Here is an 18,447-nt window from a genome sequence, read left to right on the forward strand (position 1 = left end):
CCTCGCGCCATACCCCGCTTGACGAGCGAGACTCGTGATCCCCAATGCAGGACCTAGCCGATCGGGGATGCCTCTCCATGGAGGTATTGCATGAGCAAACCGTAGGCGTAGGGGTCCAGATCCCATTGATCAATCGCGCGTATCACATGATTGATGCGATCGGGCTGGTGCCGGGCGAGGCTCAGCAGGTTGACGATGTTGCTCGGTGAATCGGTCGGGGCGGGAGTGAACAACTGCGCGTAGGGAAGCAACATCAGGAGCGCCGCCGACCGTGCCCTTCGCGGCAGGCGCATGAACCGTGCCGTCGACACGCGTGGGGCAAGGAAGGCGGCCTCGTCGCGGACGGCCGCGTAGCCGTGCCCGTGTGACACTGGAGAGATCAGCCAAGGCCATGGCTGGCCGATCATGAAGTCGTAAAGTTGGGGCAGCCACCATTGGAGATGGTCGTCGAACGTGTTGCCCTGGTCGTTGGCCAGCGCCAGTGCCAGCAGGACCTGTGCGTTCGAGGGGAGCCCAACCTGGCCCACGAGGGTTTCCTCATAGAGGATCCCGAGGCCGTGCTCAGACAGGTGCTCGGGTTGGGGGTTGAACAGCGCCTCCCACTGGCGCGCCCCGGGCGGGAGTTGCAGCTCATGCATGCGCGCGGTGATGTACTGGGACGTCTCGTTGTTCTTTCGCGAGAAGCTCCTCAGGAAGGCGAGTAGGAAATCCGGCGTGTTCTCGCGCCAGTCGACATGGTCGGCGGCCTCTGATCGGTCGAGCAGGGCGTCGACGACGTACTTCGCGACGCGGCTCGCGTTCTCTGGTAGCGAAACCAGCAGCAGATCAGACAGGGGCTGATCGATAAAGCGGACCTCGCTGCGGGGCCCGTGGTCCAGGAACCGTCGTCGGAGGCTCGCCGGGACCGCGCACGAGCGGTCGACTGCGCGTAGGCACAGGTTCTGGAGCGACACGTTGTTGAGCGTCAGGTGACAGGTGAGCCGGGCTGCGAAGTTCAGCCGGACGGCTTCGGTCGCCTCGACCTGGTCACGTACCAGATGGCCCACGAACCGGTTGGCGCCGCCGTTGCTGTTACGGTCGAGGATCTGCACCGCGAGCTCGCTGATCACCGACCACGATGCGTCGCCGATGTGTGGTCGCAGGGCCTGCCATGTGGCCTCGACCGTCTCCTTCTGCCGGACCAGCTGGAGGGCGGCGAAGTACTCCAGGAAGGTGCTGTGTGTGAAGCCGTACAGCGGCTCGTGGTCAACCGTTCCGATCTCGGTGAGCACCCATGCCCTGCCGGCGCAAAATGCCAGGAAATCCTGGGCGGCGGCAGCGGCTTCGTGGTCAGTCGCATACCGTTCCTCCCGCAGGTAGCGGGTCAGGAAGTCAAGGATCTCCCGCTTCCGCATGGCTTGGCGCTTGGACGGATCACAGAACAGCCGCCAGGCGAGTTCGGTAATTGCGGGCCGAACGTCAACCACGTACTTCAGGGGCACGAAGATCTCGCGGCGTTTGTCCCAGCGCTCGAACAAAAGTTCGGCACACTGTTCGTAAATTTCGGTACGGTGCCGCGGGATGTAGTGCTTCGAGGCGTAAACCGAGCACAGTAGCGATAACAGGAGCGGGTTGCGGCGCAGATCGTCGACGGGGTCGGTCTCGGCGATGAGACCGTGCGCCATTCGCTCCTGCTGCTCCGGCGTCGACTCGTCGTCGAGGGCAAACCAATTCAAGGCGTACTGCCGGCACTGCGCCATGGTGAACGGTTGTACCCGTGCGCGGAAGAAGCGATGTGGATCGAGCGGGGCGTCGTCGTAGCCGACGATTCGCGAGGTGACCACGATCTGAGTCGCCGCATACCTGCTGGCGAATCCTTCCACCAATTCGCCAAAACGGCGGCGGGCCTCGGGCGTGCCGAGTTCGTCCACACCGTCAACGATCACGACTGCGGCACCCGATTTCAGCAGGTACTCCAGCCCATCGTCGGGTGGCGTCAGGTTATACGGATTGTGCGAGGTCGCGTCCAGGAAGTCGTTGAGAGTGTGTCCGCCCTGAAGCATGTGCGCGTACTCGCGCACGAGGAGCAGGAACGGCACCTTGCCGACGAATCCGGGCACGCGGTCGGTTGCGAGATCGAAGGCCAGTTTCGCAGCAAAGGTGGACTTGCCGGCGCCGGGATCGCCCAGAACGACCAGCCGGCTGTAGGCCGTGACCAGTTGGTGGATGTCGAACAATCGAGTGGCATCTTCTCCTCGGCTGAACGAGGGCTCGACGTGAAGACCGTCGTAGCCGGTTACCGGACCGCTCGCGAGATGGGCCAGGCGTAGTTTGGACCGGAGCGTGGCGACCTGGTCCCGCAGCCGCGTGCTGTACTCTTCAATTGCCGTGAGATTGCGCAAGTAGGCGATGAAGTCGTTGTTCCTCAGGTGCTGGCAGGCCATGGCGGTGGCAGCGCTGACCGCTTGGGGATGCACGTTCCTGTCAACGCGCGTCGCCGTGTCCGCGATGACCACGGTAAGTAATTGCAGGAGAATGTCGGCGCAGACCCAGACGTCGGTTCTCTCCATGCCGGTAATGCGGCCCAAGTTGCTGCGGAAGTCATGCAGCAATTCCGCGCGCCGGTCTTCGTGCCAGCCAGTCATCTGCCACGACAGGACCTGGTTCGCCAAGTAGTCAAACTGTGCAGATTCGAGGAAGCCGTGCAGTTCGGTGGCTGTTGCGGGAGTCAGGCGTTCGAGGAATTCGGCGATTGTCTTCTGGGCGATCGGGTGCGGGGCCTTCTCCGCGAGCCGTTTCGTCTTGAGCGTCTTCACGATCGTCGAGCCGAGGTATCTTGCCGCCTGCGCGCTGGATCTCGTAAAGATGCTTTCGATCGACACTCGTGCGAGTATGCCACTGCCCATAGAGGCTGACGACCAACTGACCGGAAGGCGGCAGATTCGACCGGTCGTGGTCGAAGACAGATCAGCGCCGTCCACCACGGGTATCGGCGCCGGCGCCGCTCACTCGTGCTCTCGTCCTCGTGCCGCAGTGGTCGGATAAGCAGCACTCATGGTCCGCGAGGCGGTGCCTAGGCCCGGCCTGGTGGCTTCAGCGCAGCGCCCGGGAGCAGAGCAGGCAGACCAGCAGGAGCAGGACGGCGGCGGCGACCAGGCCCACCGCCCAGGTCACCCGCTGCGCCCGCTGCTCCTCGGCGTCCAGGGCGGTCATGTCCTGGGGCGGTAGTTGCCGGGGCGGGTTCGGCCGCAGGTGCACCTCCGGCCGCCAGCCGGCCGGCGGGGCGATGGTGGGCGGTGGCCCGAGGTAGCTGGCCGGGGCGGGAACTGGCGGGATCGGTGGCCCGGGGCTCCCACCGGCCGGGGCGGGGGCTGGCGGGGCCGGCGGTTGCTCGGGGCTGCCGCTGGCCGGCGCGGGACGATCTGCTGGGGCAGGGTGGCCCGCCGGGGCGCCGGGCGCTGACCCGGCACCGGAATCGGGCCGGCGCCACTGATCGTCGGGCGCCGGGCCGGAGCGGGGGGTCGTCACGCCCTCCGACGCTACCAACCACCGCACTACCCGACGGTCAGGCCGCGCCGCCGCGGGCTGCGTTACCCTTGCCGCTCGTGAGTACGCGGGATACCGACAGGCGGAGCGACGACGACCGTACGGTCGACCTGAGTGACGACTTCGTGGTGCTGCCCGAGCAGACCGTCGACGACACCGACCACGGCTGGGGAGAGCTGGCGGGCGGCAACGACGACCGGTTGCTCGCCGAGCGCCCGCCGCACTGGGACTGACCGCCCGCCGCCGCGGCATCTGCTGAGCGCTTCGGCTGCAGGTGTTGAAACTTCGGCTGCCCGTGCCGAGCGCTTCGGCGGCAGGTGTTAAGAAGGGGCCCCTTTACCGCACGAGGCGTTAATAAGGGGCCCTTCCTTGCTGCTCAGGTGGTGGCGGTGGCCGGAGCCTTGCTCGCGCCCCCGCCCGAGGTGCCGTTCGACGAGCCGCTGGTGGAGCCGGTCGACGAGGAGGTCGAGGTCGTCGAACCGGAGGACGACGAGTCGGACTTCCCAGACTTCTCGGATTTGCTCGTCTCGTTGCTCGACGCGCTGTCGGGCCCGGGCTTACGGGAGTCGGTGCGGTAGAAGCCGGAGCCCTTGAAGACGACGCCGACGGAGTTGAACAGCTTCCGCAGCCGCCCCTCGCACGCCGGGCAGTCGGTCAGCGGGTCGTCCGAGAAGGACTGCACCGCCTCGAGCTGGTGACCGCACGCGGTGCAGGCGTACTGGTACGTGGGCACGTTCTCCTCCGGATCTGGTACGGCCGGTTGGCACTCGACGTATTCGAGTGCCAATGGTGCGTCATCGTCCCCTGATTCGTCCAGCGGAAGTGTGGGGTACGACACCCGAGGGGGCCGCCAGCGGGTGCAGACCACCGGTCGGGGTGACCACCGCGCGTACCGGCCGGTCGTGTGGCTCGGCGGGTAGCGCGTCCAGCAGTTCGCCGTCGTACAGCGGCACCACCGTGCGGGCGGTCGCGGCCAACCGGGCCAGTGCCCGATCGTACGAGCCGCCGCCCCGGCCGAGACGTACGCCGCGTCGATCCACCGCCAGCGCGGGCAGCACGACCAGTTCGGCGGCGGCGATCGCGGCCACCCCGAGCCGGGGTGAGGCGGGCTCGCGGATGCCCCGGCCGGCGGCCACCATCGCCGCCGGCCCGGCCCACGCGGCCCAGTCCAGGTCCAGGTCGTCGCGGAGGACCGGCAGGATCAACTGCGCCCCCGCCGGCAACGCGTCGGCGAGCACCGTCGGCAGGTCCGGTCCGCCGGGCTCGGTGCCGACCGGCGCGTACGCGGCCATCCGGCCCGGCCGCAGGCGGCGTACCAGGGCCACCAGTTCGGCCTGGACCCGTGCCGCCGCATCCCGACGGACGGCCTCGGGCAGGGCCCGGCGGCGGGCGAGCAGCGCGACTCTCCGCTCCCGCTTCGCCTCATGGGTCACTTCCGCGTCCTGCGCAAAATCCGGCACGCAACACTCCTCACGCAACGCCTGCATCTTGGTCGCTCTGTGTCAGCATCGCAGGCGACGGTCGCAACTTCCGGGAGGAAGTGTTGACGCTACGCGGGCGGTTGACCGCAGCCTTCCTGGCTGTGACGTTCGGTCCGGTCCTGCTCGGTGGCGCGTTCGTCGCCTCCACCGTGGCGGCGGTGGACCGTAGCCGCGCCACCGAGCGGCTGGCGGTGGCGGCAACAGCCGTGCGTACCTCGATAGACGCACTCTGCCAGCAACTGCGCGCCGCGGCGGACGCGGTCGCCCTCACCACCGACCACGCGGGCGTGGCCGCCCAGGTGGTCAACCGGGGCCTCGCCGCTGCCGTGCAGGTCACCGACGTGACCGGCCGGGTCAGCTACGCGACCCCGAACGCGCCGCCGGCGCCCTGGCGGGACTGCACCACATCGGCACCGTTCGGTGGCCCCGTCGGGGCGCTGGTGGCCCGGGTGGAGTTGCGCGACACGGCCGGCACGACGTTGGGCACGGTCGCTGCGGCGCAGCCGGTGGACCCGGCGTTCGTGGCGCGGCTCGCGGCCGTGACCGGGGTCGCGGTGACGTTGCTCGACGGCACAATCCCACCCGCGCGGGTGGCCCACAGCACCGAGTCTCCCGGCGGTCTGGAGGCCGTGCTCGCCGCCGCCTCCGCCCTGCGTGGCGATCGCGTCACCAGCACCCCCGACGGCCGCTACCTGCGCCGGGCTGGCCCGGCCGCCGGGCAGCCGCTGCCGCTGGTGCTCTCGGTGCCCAGCGACCAGCCACCCGGCCTGTACGCGGTACTGGTCGGGGTGGTGCTGCTCGCCGCTCTGCTGGGGGTGGTCGCGGCCTGGCGGCTGGCCCGGGTGGCCACCCGGCCGCTGGTGGAACTGGCCGGTGCGGTGGACCGCGTGGTCGCCGGTGACCTGACCGCCCGGGTCCCGGTACGCGACGGCGACGAGATCGGTCAGCTGGCCGATGCCGTCAACCGGCTGACCCGCGAGACCGGTGGCTACCTGGCGGCGCTGGCCAGCAGTCGAGACCAGTTGCGTGGGCACCTGGCCGTGCTCGGTGACACTCTGGCCAGCACTCACGACCTGCAACGGATCCTGCGGGTGATCCTGCACAGCGCGCTCGCGGCGACCGGCGCCCGGGCCGGCGCGGTGCTGCTCAACGCGCAGGACGACGGCCTCGTCGTCGAATGCACCGAGGGGTTCGACGGGTGGCGGCCCGGCACCGGACCGCTCCGGGTACCGCTGGGCGGCGGTGTGGTCGGCGACGTAGTGGTGACCGGGCAACCCTGCCGGGGCCGGCTGGCGACCGATACGGGGCCGCCCGGCGAGCCGTGCTGCCGGACGTACATCGCGGTGCCCTTGGCCGGACCCCCGGCGGCGCGCCCCACCGAGGGCCCGCCGGCCGCCACCGGAGCCGGGGTCGCGCCGACGCTGGGGGTGCTCGCCCTCTACGACCGGCTCGGCGGGGAGGAGTTCGACGACGACGACCTGGCCACCCTGCGTACCTTCGCCGGACACGCGGCGGTGGCGGTGCACAACGTACGCGTCCACGAGGAGACCCAGCGGCTGTCGCTCACCGACCCGCTCACCGGGCTGTGGAACTACCGCTACCTGCGTGAATCGCTGCGACGAGAGGTGGAACGGGCCACCCGGTTCGGCCGGATGGTGAGCGTCCTCGCGTTGGACCTGGACCGGTTCAAGGAAGTCAACGACACCTACGGCCACGCGGCCGGTGACACCGTGCTGGTCGAGTTCGCCCGCCGGGTACGAGGCGAGATCCGGGAGGTGGATCTCGCCTTCCGGCAGGGTGGGGAGGAGTTCGTGGTGCTACTGCCGGAGACCGACGCTCGCGGTGCGGCGATCGTCGCCGAGCGGCTCGGCGCGGCCATCCGCACCACCCCGGTCGCGGTGGTCGGACACGCCGGGGTCCAGGAGTCGATCCCGGTCACGGTTTCCATCGGCATCGCCGTCTATCCGGACCACGCCGATACCGGTGCCGGGGTGCTGGAGGCAGCGGACGAGGCGCTCTATGCGGCCAAGGCGGCCGGCCGGGACACCTGGCGGGCGGCACGAGCCCACGGAGGCGGCGAACCCACCGCGGTGGGTTCTGCCGGCACCGGCAGAACCGGTCAGGCGGGCGGCGCGTCTTCTGGTCCTCACCCGCCGAGGTACGGCCATGGCCGATAGTCTCGCGACATGTCGGAGCACTCAGCGAACCCCTCAGCGGCCGTCGTCAGCGGCCGTCCCCGTGCCGCCAAAGCGGTCATCCCGGCCGCGGGCCTGGCGACCCGGTTCCTGCCGGCCACCAAGGCGGTTCCCAAGGAACTGCTGCCGGTCGTCGACCGGCCGGTGTTGCAGTACATCGTCGAGGAGGCCGCCCAGGCCGGGATCGGCGACGTACTGCTGATCACCGGCCGCGGCAAGACATCCATGGTGGACCACTTCGACCGCCGCCCCGACCTGGAGGAGCGGCTCGCGCAGAAGCCCGACCTGCTCGCCGCCGTCAAGCGGACCGAGGAGCTGGCCGCCATCTACACATGCCGGCAGCCGGAGCAACTCGGCCTCGGCCACGCGGTCGGGTACGCCGAGTCGCACGTCGGTGACCAGCCCTTCGCGGTGCTGCTCGGCGACGAGTTCGTCAAGCTCTCCGAGCCGCTGCTGCCGGCCATGCTGGAACTCCAGGCCCGTACAGGTGGCGTGGTGCTCGCCTTCTTCGAGGTCGACCCGGCCGAGACGAAGCGGTACGGCATCGCCTCGGTCGAGCCGGCGGAGCCCGAGCTGACCGACATCGGCGAGGTCGTCAAGGTGACCGGCATGGTCGAGAAGCCGACACCGGAGGAGGCGCCGAGCAACCTCGCCGTGCTCGGCCGCTACGTCCTGCCCGGCAAGATCTTCGACGCCATCCGTCGGACCCCGCCCGGCAGCGGCGGGGAGATCCAGCTGACCGACGCGATGGAGCTGCTGCGTACCGAGGGCACACCGGTGCACGCCATCGTCTACCGGGGCACCCGCTACGACACCGGCATGCCGCTGGGCTACCTGCAGACCGTGGTCCAGATCGCTGCCGAACGCGAGGACCTGGGCAGCGAATTCCGCAAGTGGCTGACCGACTTCGTCAACAGCGACGCGTCGGGCGGTCCGAATACATGACCGCGCCGGCCGACGCCGAGGCGGCCGAAAACGGGTTGACGCGGCTCGCCGACTACCTGGGCAGCGTGCTGCGCAGGCTACGCGCGCTGCCTCCGCTCGACCTCGACCTCACCCAGGCGTACGGCAACGTCCTCGCCGAGGACGTCGTCGCACCGCACGCCTTCCCGGCCTTCGACCAGGCGGCCGTCGACGGGTACGCGGCGCGCTGGGAGGACATCGCCGGCGGGGCTCGGGGGGCGGGATACGTCCCGATCCAGTCCGGCGGGCCGGGGGGCCGCACGGTGCGGCTCAACGTGGTCGGTGATCTCGGCGCGGCGAGCTGGCGGCCGGTCCGGCTCACCCCCGGCTCGTGCTTCTCGGTCGCCGCCGGTGCGCCGCTGCCGATCGCGGCGGACGTGGTGGTGCCGGTGGAATGGACCGACCAGGGCATGGCCGCGGTGGAGATCTTCCGCGTCCCGAAACGGGGGTACGGGGTACGCCGGGCCGGCGAGGAGGTGGCCGCCGGAGACCTGCTCGCCCGCTCCGGCACGTACGTCACACCGGCCCTGGTCGCCGTGCTCGCCGCCACCGGGATCGGGCACGTGGTGGTCCGCCCCAGCCCACGGGTGGTCATCGTGGCCACCGGCGACGAGCTGGTCGACGTGGGCCGGGGCAGCCAGCCCGGCCAGGTGGTGGACGCCAACTCGCACGCGTTGACCGCTGCGGCGGCGGAGGCGGGTGCCCTGGCGTACCGGGTGGGTATCTGCGACGACGACCCGGAAGGGCTGCGCGGGTTGCTGGAGGACCAGACCCTGCGCGCCGACCTGATCATCACCACCGGCGGCACCGGCACCGGGCCGGGCGACATGGTCCGCCGGATCCTGTCCCGTCGGGAGGGCGGCCGGGCCGGCCCCGTCACCTTCACCGATGTGGCGCTCTACCCGGGCACCGCGCTCGGGTTCGGCACCGTCGGCGCCGAGGAGGTGCCCGTGGTGTGCCTGCCGGGCGACCCCGGCGCCGCGATGATCGGCTTCGAGGTGCTGGCCCGCCCGGCGATCAACCTGCTGGCCGGCGCCGAGCCGGTGTTTCGCCCCAGCGTGCGGGCACATCTGCTGGAGACCGTCTCCTCACCGGCCGGGCTGCGCGAGTTCCGGCCCGCCCACGTCGCCGAACGGCGTGGCGGGGGATACACTGTCCAACCGCTCGACGGCGGCCCGTTCACCCTCTCCGGCCTGGCAGAAGCGAATGGTCTTCTCGTCCTTGGCGAGCGGGTGACCGCCGCCGCTGCGGGTTCCACCGTGGATGTGCTGCTGCTGGACCGCCGACGGTGAATCGCCGCTGACGCTCGGGGTTGGAGGATCGGTGCGGCTCAGACGGGCGCCCGGCTGGCCGGTGGTGCTCGCCGACGGCCCGGTGCTGCTGCGGCCGTACCGGCGTTCGGACGCGGCCGCCTGGTCGGAGGTGCGCCGCGCCAACCGAGACTGGCTGGCACCCTGGGAGTCGTCGCTGGCCGGAGACTGGGCCGAGCTGAACTCGCCGGCCACCTTCCGTTGGATGCACCGCGACCAGCGGCGTTCGGCGCGTACCGGCGAGGGGATGCCGTTCGCGGTCTGCCTGTGCGAGGGCGGTGCAGAGCGTTTCGTCGGCCACCTCAACGTGGGCAACATCGTGCGCCGGGCGTTCTGCTCCGGCTACGTCGGATACTGGGTGGACCGTCGGGTGGCCGGCCGTGGCGTGATTCCCACCGCGTTGGCGCTCGCCGTCGATCACGCCTTCGGCCCCGGTGGCCTGCACCGAGTAGAGGTGAACATCCGCCCGGAGAACCGGCCGTCCCGCCGGGTGGTGGAGAAGCTGGGCTTCCGCGAGGAGGCGTACCACGCGCGCTACATGCACATCGACGGTGCCTGGCGCGATCACATCGGGTACGCGATGACCAGTGAGGAAGTCGCCGCCGAGGGCGGCCTGCTGGCCCGTTGGCACCGGCTGCGCGCCGCTGCCCGGTGAGCCGTCCCACGTCTGGAATCGGCGCGGCGCAGTTGTTCCCAGAGCGGTGACCCGTAACCTCAGGTAACTGCAAGCTGCGGCAGGCGCTGCCCGACCTGCACGATTCACGCCGACGATGCCGGTCGGTGGAAGATCCTGCGGCCGGGCGGCGGTTGCTCCGAATTCGGTGACGGGAGGGGTGAGGGTGCCGACCTCGGTGCTCCTCGCCGTCCTCGCCGCCGCCGGTCTGCTCGCCCTCGCCCCGGCGTTGGTCCGCCGGTACGACGCCGCCGAGCGGCTGGTGGCGGAGCGGGCGCAGTCGACGGCGCGGGTGCTCGAGCGCCGCCGACGACGCCGCACTGTCCCGGGTCGGCGCCCGGTGAACGCACCTCGCAGTCTGGTGGTCACCCTCAGCCAAGAGGCCAGCTCCGGCGGGCTAACCGTGCCTGTTTCCGGACCACCCGCCGCAGGCCGCTCCGGTCGTCAGAGCCGGCTGCGCGCCGTACCGCCAGCCGCGAGCCGGCCCCGCCGCCGTCCCGATCGGCGTCGCCAGCACACCCCGGCCATCTACCGTCGCCGCCGGGTGCTCGCCGCCCTGGTCCTGCTCAACGGCGTCGAACTGGTCGGCGTGGTGGTGGTCGGTCCCGGGTTCTGGATCAGCTTCGCCGTCACCGCCACCCTGCTGGTCGTGTACGTCTTCCACCTGCGCGCCCGCGCCGTGGCCGAACGCCGCCGACGTCGCGCCCGTGCCCGCGAGGCCGCCTGGCTGGCCGCCCGACAGGCCGAGGTGCGCCGCGAACAAGCCCGACGCGCCGCCGCCCGCCGTGAGGCTCAGCGTCGGCTGGCCGCCCAGCGGGAGGCCGTCCGCCGTACCGCCATGGGCCTGGACCGCCCCGCCGACCTTCCCGCCGCCGCCAGCGGCGGCTCGGTCTCCTACCGCCGCGCCGGCGGCCTCCGTGGCCGCCCCTACGAAGCCGGCCGCGGCATGTAAGCAAGCACGGGTGTAAGGGTGTGAGGGTGAGGGTGTAAGGAAGGGCCCCCTTTTAACGCCTGCGGTAGAGGAAGGGCCCCTTATTAACACCGCGGGCGCGCCGCACTCGGGGGCGAGCAGCGCGTGGGGGAGTGCCCCACCCCCGCGGCCTCGCTGGGCGACCTCGGCACCTGCACGACCCGCAACGTCCCCGCGTGCGCGCGCCGCAGGGCATCCGCGCGTGCGTGCGCCCCGGGTCATCCGCGCGTGCGTGCGCCCCGGGTCATCCGCGCGTGCGTGCGCCTCGGGTCATCCGTACGTGCGCCCGACCCGCAACGTCCGTACGTGCGTGCGCCGTAGAGCGTCCGCGCGTGCACCGCAGTTACGGGGAAGTTGCTGCCTCCGGCGGTGGTTGAGGCCGCAACTTCGGAGAAGTTGTGCGGATCTTGCCGGCACCGGCGCTGGCGCTGGCACGCCTATGGGTGCTGGCGCCGGCGGGCGGGGCGGTTCGCAGTGGGGATGGTTGACCTGTTAGCCTTGTCGCCGGCCCGCCCGGTGTCAGCCGGGTGGGACCGACGCCGGTCCGCCGGCGGAGGGGCTGTGGCGCAGACCGGTAGCGCACCTCGTTCGCATCGAGGGGGTCAGGGGTTCAAATCCCCTCAGCTCCACCAGTAACGCCAATGACCAGCGGAAACGCTGGTCATTGATCATCCGGCACAGATCCGGCACAACTCAGCCCGGAAGCGCCGACCCCGAACGGTTCCCCGCAGCCTTCCGAAGCGCCGTGCTGACGATGTTGCGGCGACGGTTCTTCTTCGGCCACCAATGCACGTACGTCTCCAACGTGATGCGGAGGCTGGAGTGCCGTAGAGCGTTCTGCACATCGGTCGGGTCGGCACCCGAGGTGATCAGCCGAGTCGCGAAGTAGTGCCGCAGAGAGTGAAACGTGCCTTCCTCTCAGGCCACCCCGCCGCCTTGCGCCACCCACGCCACAAGTCCGACCAGCGCTGATCATGAATCGGCTTGCCCTGCTCGTCGGTGAACAACAGCGGGACCGCCCGGCGCTTCGTCTGCTTCCCCGGGTCCGGCGTCCCCGCAGTGATGTCGGGCAGCTCCACCAACACCGGCGGATACTTGCGGACGTGCTCCGCGAGCACCAACGCCACATGGTCGTCCAAGTCGACATCAGCGACCGAACTTGCCTTTCGGCGGAGCGAGGTAGAAGCCGCCGTACTCACTCTTGTGGAAGCGGAGCTGCTGAACCACGTGCAGTTCCTGGCGAAGTCGATCGACGCACCGCGCCGTCCTCCAGGCCGAGCACTTCACCCAGCCGCAGCCCTTCACCCGCGCCGCACCAGATGGCCGCCTGGCAGCGGTCGGGAACGGCGTCGACCAGGGCGAGCATGTCCTCATCGGTCGGCACCCACTTCGGAGCCCGAGAGAAACCCCGCAGGATCGCCGACAACCGCACCGCCTTGCACGGGTTGTCAGAGATCACCCTGTCTGCAACAGCCGCATTCATGACGGCGTTGAACAGGTCAAAGTAGGTCTTCACCGAGGACTGCGCCACGTTGTTCCGCAGCAGGAGCGCCACCCACTCCATCACGTCGGTAACCGTGATTGCCTGCATCTGCCGCTTGCCGATGTACGGATAGAGATGGTGCCGAAGACGAGACTCCGTGTGCCGCTGGTAGTCGAGGGCCTGCCCGATCTGACGCGAGAGCCGCCACCGCTCGCCGTACTCACGGAACGTCACCTGTCGTTCCGCCTGGTCGACCTTGGTCTCTTCCGCGATCCCGGCACGGGCGCTCAGGTCAAAAGCTTCCGCGTCGACCTTGCGCTCAAACAGCTTCTCCCGAGCTTCACCAGCAGCATCGGTGTAGCGGACCCGCCAGCGTTTGCCCCGGCCGTGTCGCTTGGAGGGCAGCCGTTTCTTGTCCGGTCCGCGTTTGGTGAGGTACCACAGGTCATCGATGGACATCGTCAGGCCGCCTTCTGGTCGAGCCAGGCCCGCACGTCGGCGGGGTTGTATCGGAGGTGCCGACCGACGCGGGACGCGCGGGGGCCGATTCGTCGGTGCCGCCACTGGTAGAGAGTGCCGACGGGGATGCCGAGGAACGCCGATACGTCGGTCACGCTCCACAGCCGTTCGGTGGTGGGGGTGGCGTTCATTCGGGTTCCTTTCGCGTTTGCCGCGCGGCTCGGATGCGGTCTCCGATCGCGGCGGCGAGTTCGAGTTGCTCGGGGGTGTCGTAGCCGATGCCGAGGATCTGCCAGTCGTTGACGACCAGGACGTCGGTGTCCTCGGGCAGACCGGCGTCAGTGAGCGCCGTGCGGAGCTGGTGAGCCTGACGCTCCGCGCGCAGGCGCTTGAAGGTGGTGGAGTAGATCCGCGACTTGGTGAGGAAGTGGCCCCGGAAGCCGAGCATGTGCGCCCAGTGCCGAAGCTTGAGATCGGCGTACTGGTCGAGGCCGCCGAGGTCCCACGCGGTTTGGATCATGGCGCGGTGATGGTCGGAGACGGTGAGCCGGTCAATGTGCATCTGTGAGCGGATGCGGCGGTCTCCGGTCTCAGTCGCTTCGGTGCCCTTGGTGGCGTACTTGGCGATGTAGCCGGCAAGCCGGGTGTCGGCCACCGCCTGGTCCTCGTCGTCACCCGCGTTGTCGGCAACGTCGATGTCGGTAGCTGTGATGTCCTTCACGTCGACCTGCTCACCCCAACCGAGAGGAAGGGGCGCGCCGTCCGGCCGGGTGGTGTCGACCCGGACCGAGGAAGCCGCGGAGCGGACCGCGTCGGCCAGGACATCGGGAATGCATCGGCTGATCACCTGCCAGGTGCACGACCGCCACGAACAGACTCGCCAGCCTCGCCAAGGCCGGATGCCGCGCCGCCGATCGACCTCGAGAACCAGCCGCCATCGGAGCCCTGCCCTCCGCGTTCTCCGACCTGCCACACTTCTTTCAAGCGAGGCGCGACCGAGATTTATCGCCGCAGATGTCACAGCCTTTGCGGCCGGAGGGCAAGACGATGGTCGGTCAACTTTGAGTTGACAATGTCAAGGCAGACTTGACGCACGTGCGGCGGGATCGGGCGTCGGCTTGATCGACCACCGATACGACGTGCGGTACTGGCCTGGAGTGAGGCCGGTGTACGTCTCCAAGAACACCCGGCCGAGTTGCTTCGATGACAAATGCACCGCGTCGGCCAGCATGTCGAGAGTCCACGGCGCGGCGATGTCGGAGCAGCAGGTCGAGTGCGGTCCGCGCTTCCGGACGCATTGGCGTGAACTGACGAGCACGAAGGTGCGTCGGGTGAATACGTGCGCGTTGCGAGGCTGATTGTCGCGTGCGGGTGACGCGGATGGACGGCGCAATCTGATCCACGATCGCGAACCAGAGAGACTGCATCCGGTGGAACCGATGCAACCCACCGTCGATACTGACTGCAACCAGCTCATCCAAAGCAGGAAGCAGCAGACTCACTCGCTGCTCGCCGATCCGCAGTACTTGCGCCGCCTCCGCGTAGATGGTCTCGGCGAAGCCTTGCGCGTCGAGGCGGTCGCGGAGGATGTGGCTGTGCTGCCAGAAGACTTGGTCGAGCAGGTAGTCGAGGTCAAGGTAGATGGTCGTGACGGTGACGTGCCCCTCGGGCTCGGCACCGTAGAGCACGTTCGGGCCGAGCAGCAGCACGTCACCGATGCTGACCGGCTCTTGCCCTGCCTCGCCTAGGAGGATGGCTGAACCGTCGCGGATGAATACCACCTGGACACAGTCGAACGCTGCCGGGCCGACGGGCCGAAAGTACGTCTTGTTCCGGGCAAGCAACGCCTGAAAGTCGTCGGGCGGTCCACGCACTTATGCCCCCGCAAAAGGGTTTGGGGCATGTCGTTTCTGGGCGTGCATCCGTCAGTCTTTCAGCCCCGCGCGCCGGTGGGTTCGAGCGTTGGTGCGTGGGCTCGATGCTGGCGGGTCTGGATGATGAGGTCCCACCCCCACAGCGCGAGGGCGATGGCCGCGACGGCGGCACCGATGGCGGGGACGGCCGGGTAGTCGTAGCCGGCGGTGAGGGCGAGTCCGCCGAGCCAGGGGCCTGCCGTGATGCCGATGTTGAACGCGGAGATGTTGCCGGAGACGGCGAGCGTCGGCGCGTTCGGTGCGATGGCCATGAAGCGGGAGTTCAGGGCGGGGTTGGTGCTGAACCCGATCAGTCCGAGAGCGAAGACCAGGACAATCGTCGCGACCAGGTGGGCGGCGGCGAAGGCGAGCAGTGCGGAGGTGATCAGGAGCCCGGCGAATCCGAATCCGAGGATCGCCCTGGGGTAGCGGTCGGCGGTTCGTCCGCCGATGGTGATGCCGATGAGGGCGCCGAGCCCGTAGCCGAAGAGCACGGCGGGCACCCATCAAGGCCGGTGGTGGCCAGCAGCATCGCCGCGAGGTAGGAGAACGTGCCGATCAGCGCGGTGGTCGCGACCGCGGTCATCGCGTAGGACAGCCACAGTCTTGGCGGGGTGAGACCGCGCAGTTCGGCGCGGATGCTCGGCGGGTTCTCCGGGCGGAGGGTCGGGATGGCGGCGATGGTTGCGACGGCGGCGATGGCGGAGAGGATCGCGACGGCCCAGAACGCGCCGCGCCAGCCGAGGTGCTGCCCGATCCAGGTGCCGGCGGGCAGCCCGATCACGGTGGCGACGGTGAGCCCGCTGGCCACGATGCTCATCGCCCGACCGCGTCGCGCGGGGCCGGCCATCCCCATCGCGGTGGACGCGCCCACGGCCCAGAACCCGGCATAGGCGAACGCGCCGACGAACCGCATCGCGAACAGCAGCCCGTAGCTGTCGGTGACCGCGCTGACGATGTGCGTGGCGATGAAGACGCCGAGAAAGACCAGCAGGGCGAGGCGGCGTGGCCAGCGGAGGGTGAGGATTGCGAGCACGGGTGCGCCGATGAGCATCCCGAGCGCGAACGCGCTGATCAGCCCGCCCGCTTGCGGGATGGTCACGCCGAGGTCGGTGGCTATGTCGGGCAGGAGTCCGGCGAGCATGAGTTCGCTGGTGCCCTGGGCGAAGATGCCGAACCCGATGATCTAGATCGCGCGCGGCATTACAGCAGCGCTCCGCCGGTCGCGTCGATCCACTGCCCGGTCACCCATCGCGCATCGGGTGAGGCGAGGAACGCGACGATGTCGGCGATGTCTTGGGGCTCGGCGACTCGGTTGAGCGGGGATCGGGAGGCGATCGCGTCGCGGCCTTCCGGTGTAGCGAGCCGGGCGGCGTTCATGTCCGTGGCGGTCGCGCCCGGGCCGACGGCGTTGACGGTGATGCCGCGCGGGCCGAGGTGCTTGGCAAGGGCCCCGGTGAAGGCGTCGATCGCGGCCTTCGACATCGAGTACGCCAGCAGGTCCGGGTTGCGGGAGCCGTGGGTGAACGAGGTGGAGACGTTGACGATCCGCCCTGCATCGCGCAACCGGGTCAGGCCCTGCTGGACGATGAAGAACGGGGCCTTGGTGTTGATCGCGAACACGTCGTCGAAGCCCGCCTCGGTCACGTCCTCGAACGGCTCGCGCGCGCCGAGGGCGCCCGCATTGTTCACGATGATGTCCACCCCGTCGGCGTGCCGCTCGAACGCCGACCACAGCGCTGCCGCATCGCCCGGCACGCCGAGCTGCGCCTGGAGCGCGAACGCATCCCCGCCGCGAGCCCGGATCAGCTCGACCACCTCGGTCGCAGCATCCGCGCTGGCCCCGTAGTGCACCGCGACCCGAGCCCCGTCGGTGGCCAGTCGGAGTGCGATCGCGCGTCCGATCCCGCGCCCGCCGCCCGTCACCAGTGCGGTCTTGCCGTCGAGTGTGGCCATGCGTTCCTCCTGTTGTGTAGCGACTGCTAGATAATTCGACGGTAGCAGATTATGTAGCGGATGCCCTAAAATTGGTCGCATGGTGACGGCGACACGTGGCAGGCCCCGGGCCTTCGACCGGGACGAGGCACTGGACCGAGCGATCCGACTGTTCTGGACCCGCGGCTATGAGGCGACCAGCGTGCGCGACCTCAGCGAAGAGTTGGGGATCGGGCAGCCCAGCCTGTACAACGCCTTCGGCGGCAAACGCGCCCTGTTCGACGAGGCTGTTGCGGCATACGACCGCGACTACGGCGGGTTCATCGATGCCGCCATCGTCGAGGAGCCCACGGCCAGCCTGGCAATGCGCCGCATCCTCACCGAAGCGCCCGCCCGCTACACGCGCCGTGGGCTGCCGCGCGGATGCCTCGTCACCACGGGGGATGCAGGTACGACCGACACTGACGTGCGAGATGCGATGGCCCGCCTGCGCGAGGCCAAGCGCGCCCAGCTCAAGACCAAGATCGACGCAGATATCAAGGCCGGGCAGTTGCCCGACGAGATCGACTCCCCGACCCTCTCGGCCTATGTGATGGCCACGCTCGCCGGCCTCGTCCAACGTGCCCGCGACGGCGCCAGTAGACGAGAACTCGACGGCATCGCAGGCATCGCGGCCTCGGCACTGCCCTGACTGCCCCCGGGAGGATTAACTCCGGGTCGGAATGACGCCCGAATGTTCCCGGAACGCCTCGGTGGCGCGGTTGCGTGATTGCCACCCGACGCGTCGGCCTGCTTCCGCGATGGGCATCTCCGGTTCGGCAAGTAGGCGCGCCATCTCCTGCATGCGCAGCATCGTCAGGTATGCAAGAGGGGTTTCCCGTAGGCGGCAACGAACACTCGGCTGAGCTGCTTGGAGGACAGATGCACCTTCATGGCAAGTTCTGGCAGTGACCAGGCTTGGGTGATGTCGGAGTGCAGTGCCTCGCGCGCCTGGCGTGCTTCCGCGCGTAGCGGGCGGAAGCGGCGGACTCGTGGATCGGCAGGTCGGATAGATGTCCGCTGTCCGCGATGCGGCCCGTACGGGGTGCTGCGAATGTACGGGGCGATCTCATCGAGCACGGAGAACCATAACGCTTGGACCCGATGGAACCTTTCACGACCGGCTCTGCTGACGCTCAGCGTGACAAGTTCGTCCAGCCACGGCCTCAATACCCTCAGCCGTTCTTCGCCCAGCCGCAGGATTTGTGCCGGTTCGGTGTAAGGCTTTCGGCCAGTGATTGGGCGTCGAGCCGGTCGCGGAGCACATCCGCGTACTGCCAGAACAGTTGATCGAGCAGATAGTCGGTATCTGCGTAGATCGTCGTGACGGTGAGACGGCCTTCGGGCTCTGCCCCGCAGAGCACGTTTGCTCCGAGCAGAACGAGGTCGCCGACTTTAACCGGCTGCTCACGAACTCACTGTGCAGGATCGCCGACCCGCCGCGCACGAAGACGAGCTTCACACAGTTGTGGGCGAGGGACTCGATCATGCGGTGCAGGGC

Annotated in this window: 21 protein-coding genes, 1 tRNA gene and 1 pseudogene; 8 read left to right on the plus strand and 15 right to left on the minus strand. The window is 69.3% G+C overall.

The window, feature by feature from the left end; genetic code table 11:
* Positions 1 to 53: 53 nt before the first annotated feature.
* Entirely contained in the window at positions 54 to 2,861 is a 2,808-nt protein-coding gene (locus tag Vqi01_RS04825) for an NACHT domain-containing protein (RefSeq protein WP_204033269.1), read from the minus strand.
* A gap of 211 nt (positions 2,862 to 3,072) precedes the next feature.
* The gene (locus Vqi01_RS04830; protein WP_204033270.1) at positions 3,073 to 3,507 is read right to left on the minus strand and encodes a hypothetical protein; all 435 of its coding nucleotides are present in this window, start codon (positions 3,505 to 3,507) and stop codon (positions 3,073 to 3,075) included.
* Between the two features lie 68 nt (positions 3,508 to 3,575).
* Between Vqi01_RS04830 and Vqi01_RS04835 the strand changes: the two genes are divergently transcribed.
* Entirely contained in the window at positions 3,576 to 3,758 is a 183-nt protein-coding gene (locus Vqi01_RS04835) for a hypothetical protein (protein WP_372444305.1), read from the plus strand.
* A gap of 143 nt (positions 3,759 to 3,901) precedes the next feature.
* Here Vqi01_RS04835 and Vqi01_RS04840 read toward each other — a convergent pair whose 3' ends face one another.
* Together Vqi01_RS04840 and Vqi01_RS04845 are read right to left on the minus strand one after the other, a co-directional pair.
* Positions 3,902 to 4,312 (minus strand): FmdB family zinc ribbon protein, encoded by a 411-nt coding sequence (locus tag Vqi01_RS04840; RefSeq protein WP_239098185.1) that lies wholly within the window; start codon positions 4,310 to 4,312, stop codon positions 3,902 to 3,904.
* A gap of 7 nt (positions 4,313 to 4,319) precedes the next feature.
* Positions 4,320 to 4,985, minus strand: a complete 666-nt coding sequence (locus Vqi01_RS04845) for a 5-formyltetrahydrofolate cyclo-ligase (RefSeq protein WP_239098186.1) — start codon at positions 4,983 to 4,985, stop codon at positions 4,320 to 4,322.
* Between the two features lie 83 nt (positions 4,986 to 5,068).
* Between Vqi01_RS04845 and Vqi01_RS04850 the strand changes: the two genes are divergently transcribed.
* The 6 genes from Vqi01_RS04850 to Vqi01_RS04875 all read left to right on the plus strand — a co-directional run bounded on the left by Vqi01_RS04850 (position 5,069) and on the right by Vqi01_RS04875 (position 11,749).
* Positions 5,069 to 7,183, plus strand: coding sequence for a diguanylate cyclase (locus Vqi01_RS04850; protein WP_204033273.1), 2,115 nt, complete (start codon positions 5,069 to 5,071; stop codon positions 7,181 to 7,183).
* A gap of 9 nt (positions 7,184 to 7,192) precedes the next feature.
* Entirely contained in the window at positions 7,193 to 8,146 is a 954-nt protein-coding gene (locus tag Vqi01_RS04855) for a UTP--glucose-1-phosphate uridylyltransferase (protein WP_204033275.1), read from the plus strand.
* Positions 8,143 to 9,456 (plus strand): molybdopterin molybdotransferase MoeA, encoded by a 1,314-nt coding sequence (locus Vqi01_RS04860; RefSeq protein ID WP_204033276.1) that lies wholly within the window; start codon positions 8,143 to 8,145, stop codon positions 9,454 to 9,456. Before Vqi01_RS04855 ends, Vqi01_RS04860 begins: the two co-directional genes overlap by 4 nt.
* A 31-nt stretch (positions 9,457 to 9,487) precedes the next feature.
* Positions 9,488 to 10,129 (plus strand): GNAT family N-acetyltransferase, encoded by a 642-nt coding sequence (locus tag Vqi01_RS04865; protein ID WP_372444306.1) that lies wholly within the window; start codon positions 9,488 to 9,490, stop codon positions 10,127 to 10,129.
* Between the two features lie 184 nt (positions 10,130 to 10,313).
* Positions 10,314 to 11,099 carry a divisome protein SepX/GlpR gene (sepX, locus tag Vqi01_RS04870; RefSeq protein WP_239098187.1) on the plus strand — a complete coding sequence of 262 codons (786 nt, stop codon included), beginning with the start codon at positions 10,314 to 10,316 and terminating at the stop codon, positions 11,097 to 11,099.
* A 573-nt stretch (positions 11,100 to 11,672) separates the two neighbouring features.
* Positions 11,673 to 11,749, plus strand: a tRNA-Ala gene (locus tag Vqi01_RS04875).
* Positions 11,750 to 11,810: 61 nt separating this feature from the next.
* Here the strand turns inward: Vqi01_RS04875 and Vqi01_RS30575 are convergent.
* The 9 genes and pseudogenes from Vqi01_RS30575 to Vqi01_RS04910 all read right to left on the minus strand — a co-directional run bounded on the left by Vqi01_RS30575 (position 11,811) and on the right by Vqi01_RS04910 (position 16,928).
* Positions 11,811 to 12,014, minus strand: a complete 204-nt coding sequence (locus Vqi01_RS30575; protein WP_307825024.1) for a tyrosine-type recombinase/integrase — start codon at positions 12,012 to 12,014, stop codon at positions 11,811 to 11,813.
* Positions 11,987 to 12,256, minus strand: a complete 270-nt coding sequence (locus Vqi01_RS30580) for a hypothetical protein (RefSeq protein ID WP_239098188.1) — start codon at positions 12,254 to 12,256, stop codon at positions 11,987 to 11,989. The genes Vqi01_RS30575 and Vqi01_RS30580 overlap by 28 nt, the downstream gene beginning before the upstream one ends.
* Positions 12,257 to 12,312: 56 nt before the next feature.
* A complete protein-coding gene (locus tag Vqi01_RS30585; RefSeq protein ID WP_239098189.1) occupies positions 12,313 to 13,059 on the minus strand; it encodes a phage integrase central domain-containing protein in 747 nt (248 codons plus the stop codon).
* 2 nt (positions 13,060 to 13,061) lie between these two features.
* Positions 13,062 to 13,250: a helix-turn-helix transcriptional regulator gene (locus Vqi01_RS04885; protein ID WP_204033279.1), complete on the minus strand. Its 189-nt coding sequence runs from the start codon at positions 13,248 to 13,250 to the stop codon at positions 13,062 to 13,064.
* Positions 13,247 to 13,885: pseudogene (locus Vqi01_RS04890) on the minus strand (replication initiator); the annotation flags it as partial. The pseudogene Vqi01_RS04890 and the gene Vqi01_RS04885, both read right to left, overlap by 4 nt.
* 229 nt (positions 13,886 to 14,114) lie before the next feature.
* The gene (locus Vqi01_RS04895; RefSeq protein WP_204033281.1) at positions 14,115 to 14,933 is read right to left on the minus strand and encodes a hypothetical protein; all 819 of its coding nucleotides are present in this window, start codon (positions 14,931 to 14,933) and stop codon (positions 14,115 to 14,117) included.
* Between the two features lie 59 nt (positions 14,934 to 14,992).
* Entirely contained in the window at positions 14,993 to 15,466 is a 474-nt protein-coding gene (locus Vqi01_RS04900) for an MFS transporter (protein WP_204033282.1), read from the minus strand.
* Positions 15,358 to 16,158, minus strand: coding sequence for an MFS transporter (locus Vqi01_RS04905; protein ID WP_307825025.1), 801 nt, complete (start codon positions 16,156 to 16,158; stop codon positions 15,358 to 15,360). Before Vqi01_RS04905 ends, Vqi01_RS04900 begins: the two co-directional genes overlap by 109 nt.
* A gap of 17 nt (positions 16,159 to 16,175) precedes the next feature.
* A complete protein-coding gene (locus Vqi01_RS04910; protein WP_204033284.1) occupies positions 16,176 to 16,928 on the minus strand; it encodes an SDR family oxidoreductase in 753 nt (250 codons plus the stop codon).
* A 79-nt stretch (positions 16,929 to 17,007) separates the two neighbouring features.
* Between Vqi01_RS04910 and Vqi01_RS04915 the strand changes: the two genes are divergently transcribed.
* Positions 17,008 to 17,598: a TetR/AcrR family transcriptional regulator gene (locus tag Vqi01_RS04915; protein WP_204033285.1), complete on the plus strand. Its 591-nt coding sequence runs from the start codon at positions 17,008 to 17,010 to the stop codon at positions 17,596 to 17,598.
* A 15-nt stretch (positions 17,599 to 17,613) separates the two neighbouring features.
* Here Vqi01_RS04915 and Vqi01_RS31510 read toward each other — a convergent pair whose 3' ends face one another.
* Together Vqi01_RS31510 and Vqi01_RS04925 are read right to left on the minus strand one after the other, a co-directional pair.
* Positions 17,614 to 17,961, minus strand: coding sequence for a helix-turn-helix domain-containing protein (locus Vqi01_RS31510; protein ID WP_372444314.1), 348 nt, complete (start codon positions 17,959 to 17,961; stop codon positions 17,614 to 17,616).
* Between the two features lie 160 nt (positions 17,962 to 18,121).
* Positions 18,122 to 18,310, minus strand: coding sequence for a hypothetical protein (locus Vqi01_RS04925; protein ID WP_204033287.1), 189 nt, complete (start codon positions 18,308 to 18,310; stop codon positions 18,122 to 18,124).
* Between the last annotated feature and the right edge of the window lie 137 nt (positions 18,311 to 18,447).

Origin of the sequence: Micromonospora qiuiae, assembly GCF_016863555.1 — a bacterium.
Taxonomy (GTDB): domain Bacteria; phylum Actinomycetota; class Actinomycetes; order Mycobacteriales; family Micromonosporaceae; genus Micromonospora; species Micromonospora qiuiae.

Bases quoted from the DNA above. Each gene is read 5' to 3' on its own strand.
- Vqi01_RS04855 (WP_204033275.1), top strand. From the start codon at position 7,193: ATGTCGGAGCACTCAGCGAACCCCTCAGCGGCCGTCGTCAGCGGCCGT.
- Vqi01_RS04860 (WP_204033276.1), top strand. From the start codon at position 8,143: ATGACCGCGCCGGCCGACGCCGAGGCGGCCGAAAACGGGTTGACGCGG.
- Vqi01_RS30585 (WP_239098189.1), bottom strand. From the start codon at position 13,059: ATGTCCATCGATGACCTGTGGTACCTCACCAAACGCGGACCGGACAAG.
- Vqi01_RS04885 (WP_204033279.1), bottom strand. From the start codon at position 13,250: ATGAACGCCACCCCCACCACCGAACGGCTGTGGAGCGTGACCGACGTA.
- Vqi01_RS04910 (WP_204033284.1), bottom strand. From the start codon at position 16,928: ATGGCCACACTCGACGGCAAGACCGCACTGGTGACGGGCGGCGGGCGC.
- Vqi01_RS04915 (WP_204033285.1), top strand. From the start codon at position 17,008: ATGGTGACGGCGACACGTGGCAGGCCCCGGGCCTTCGACCGGGACGAG.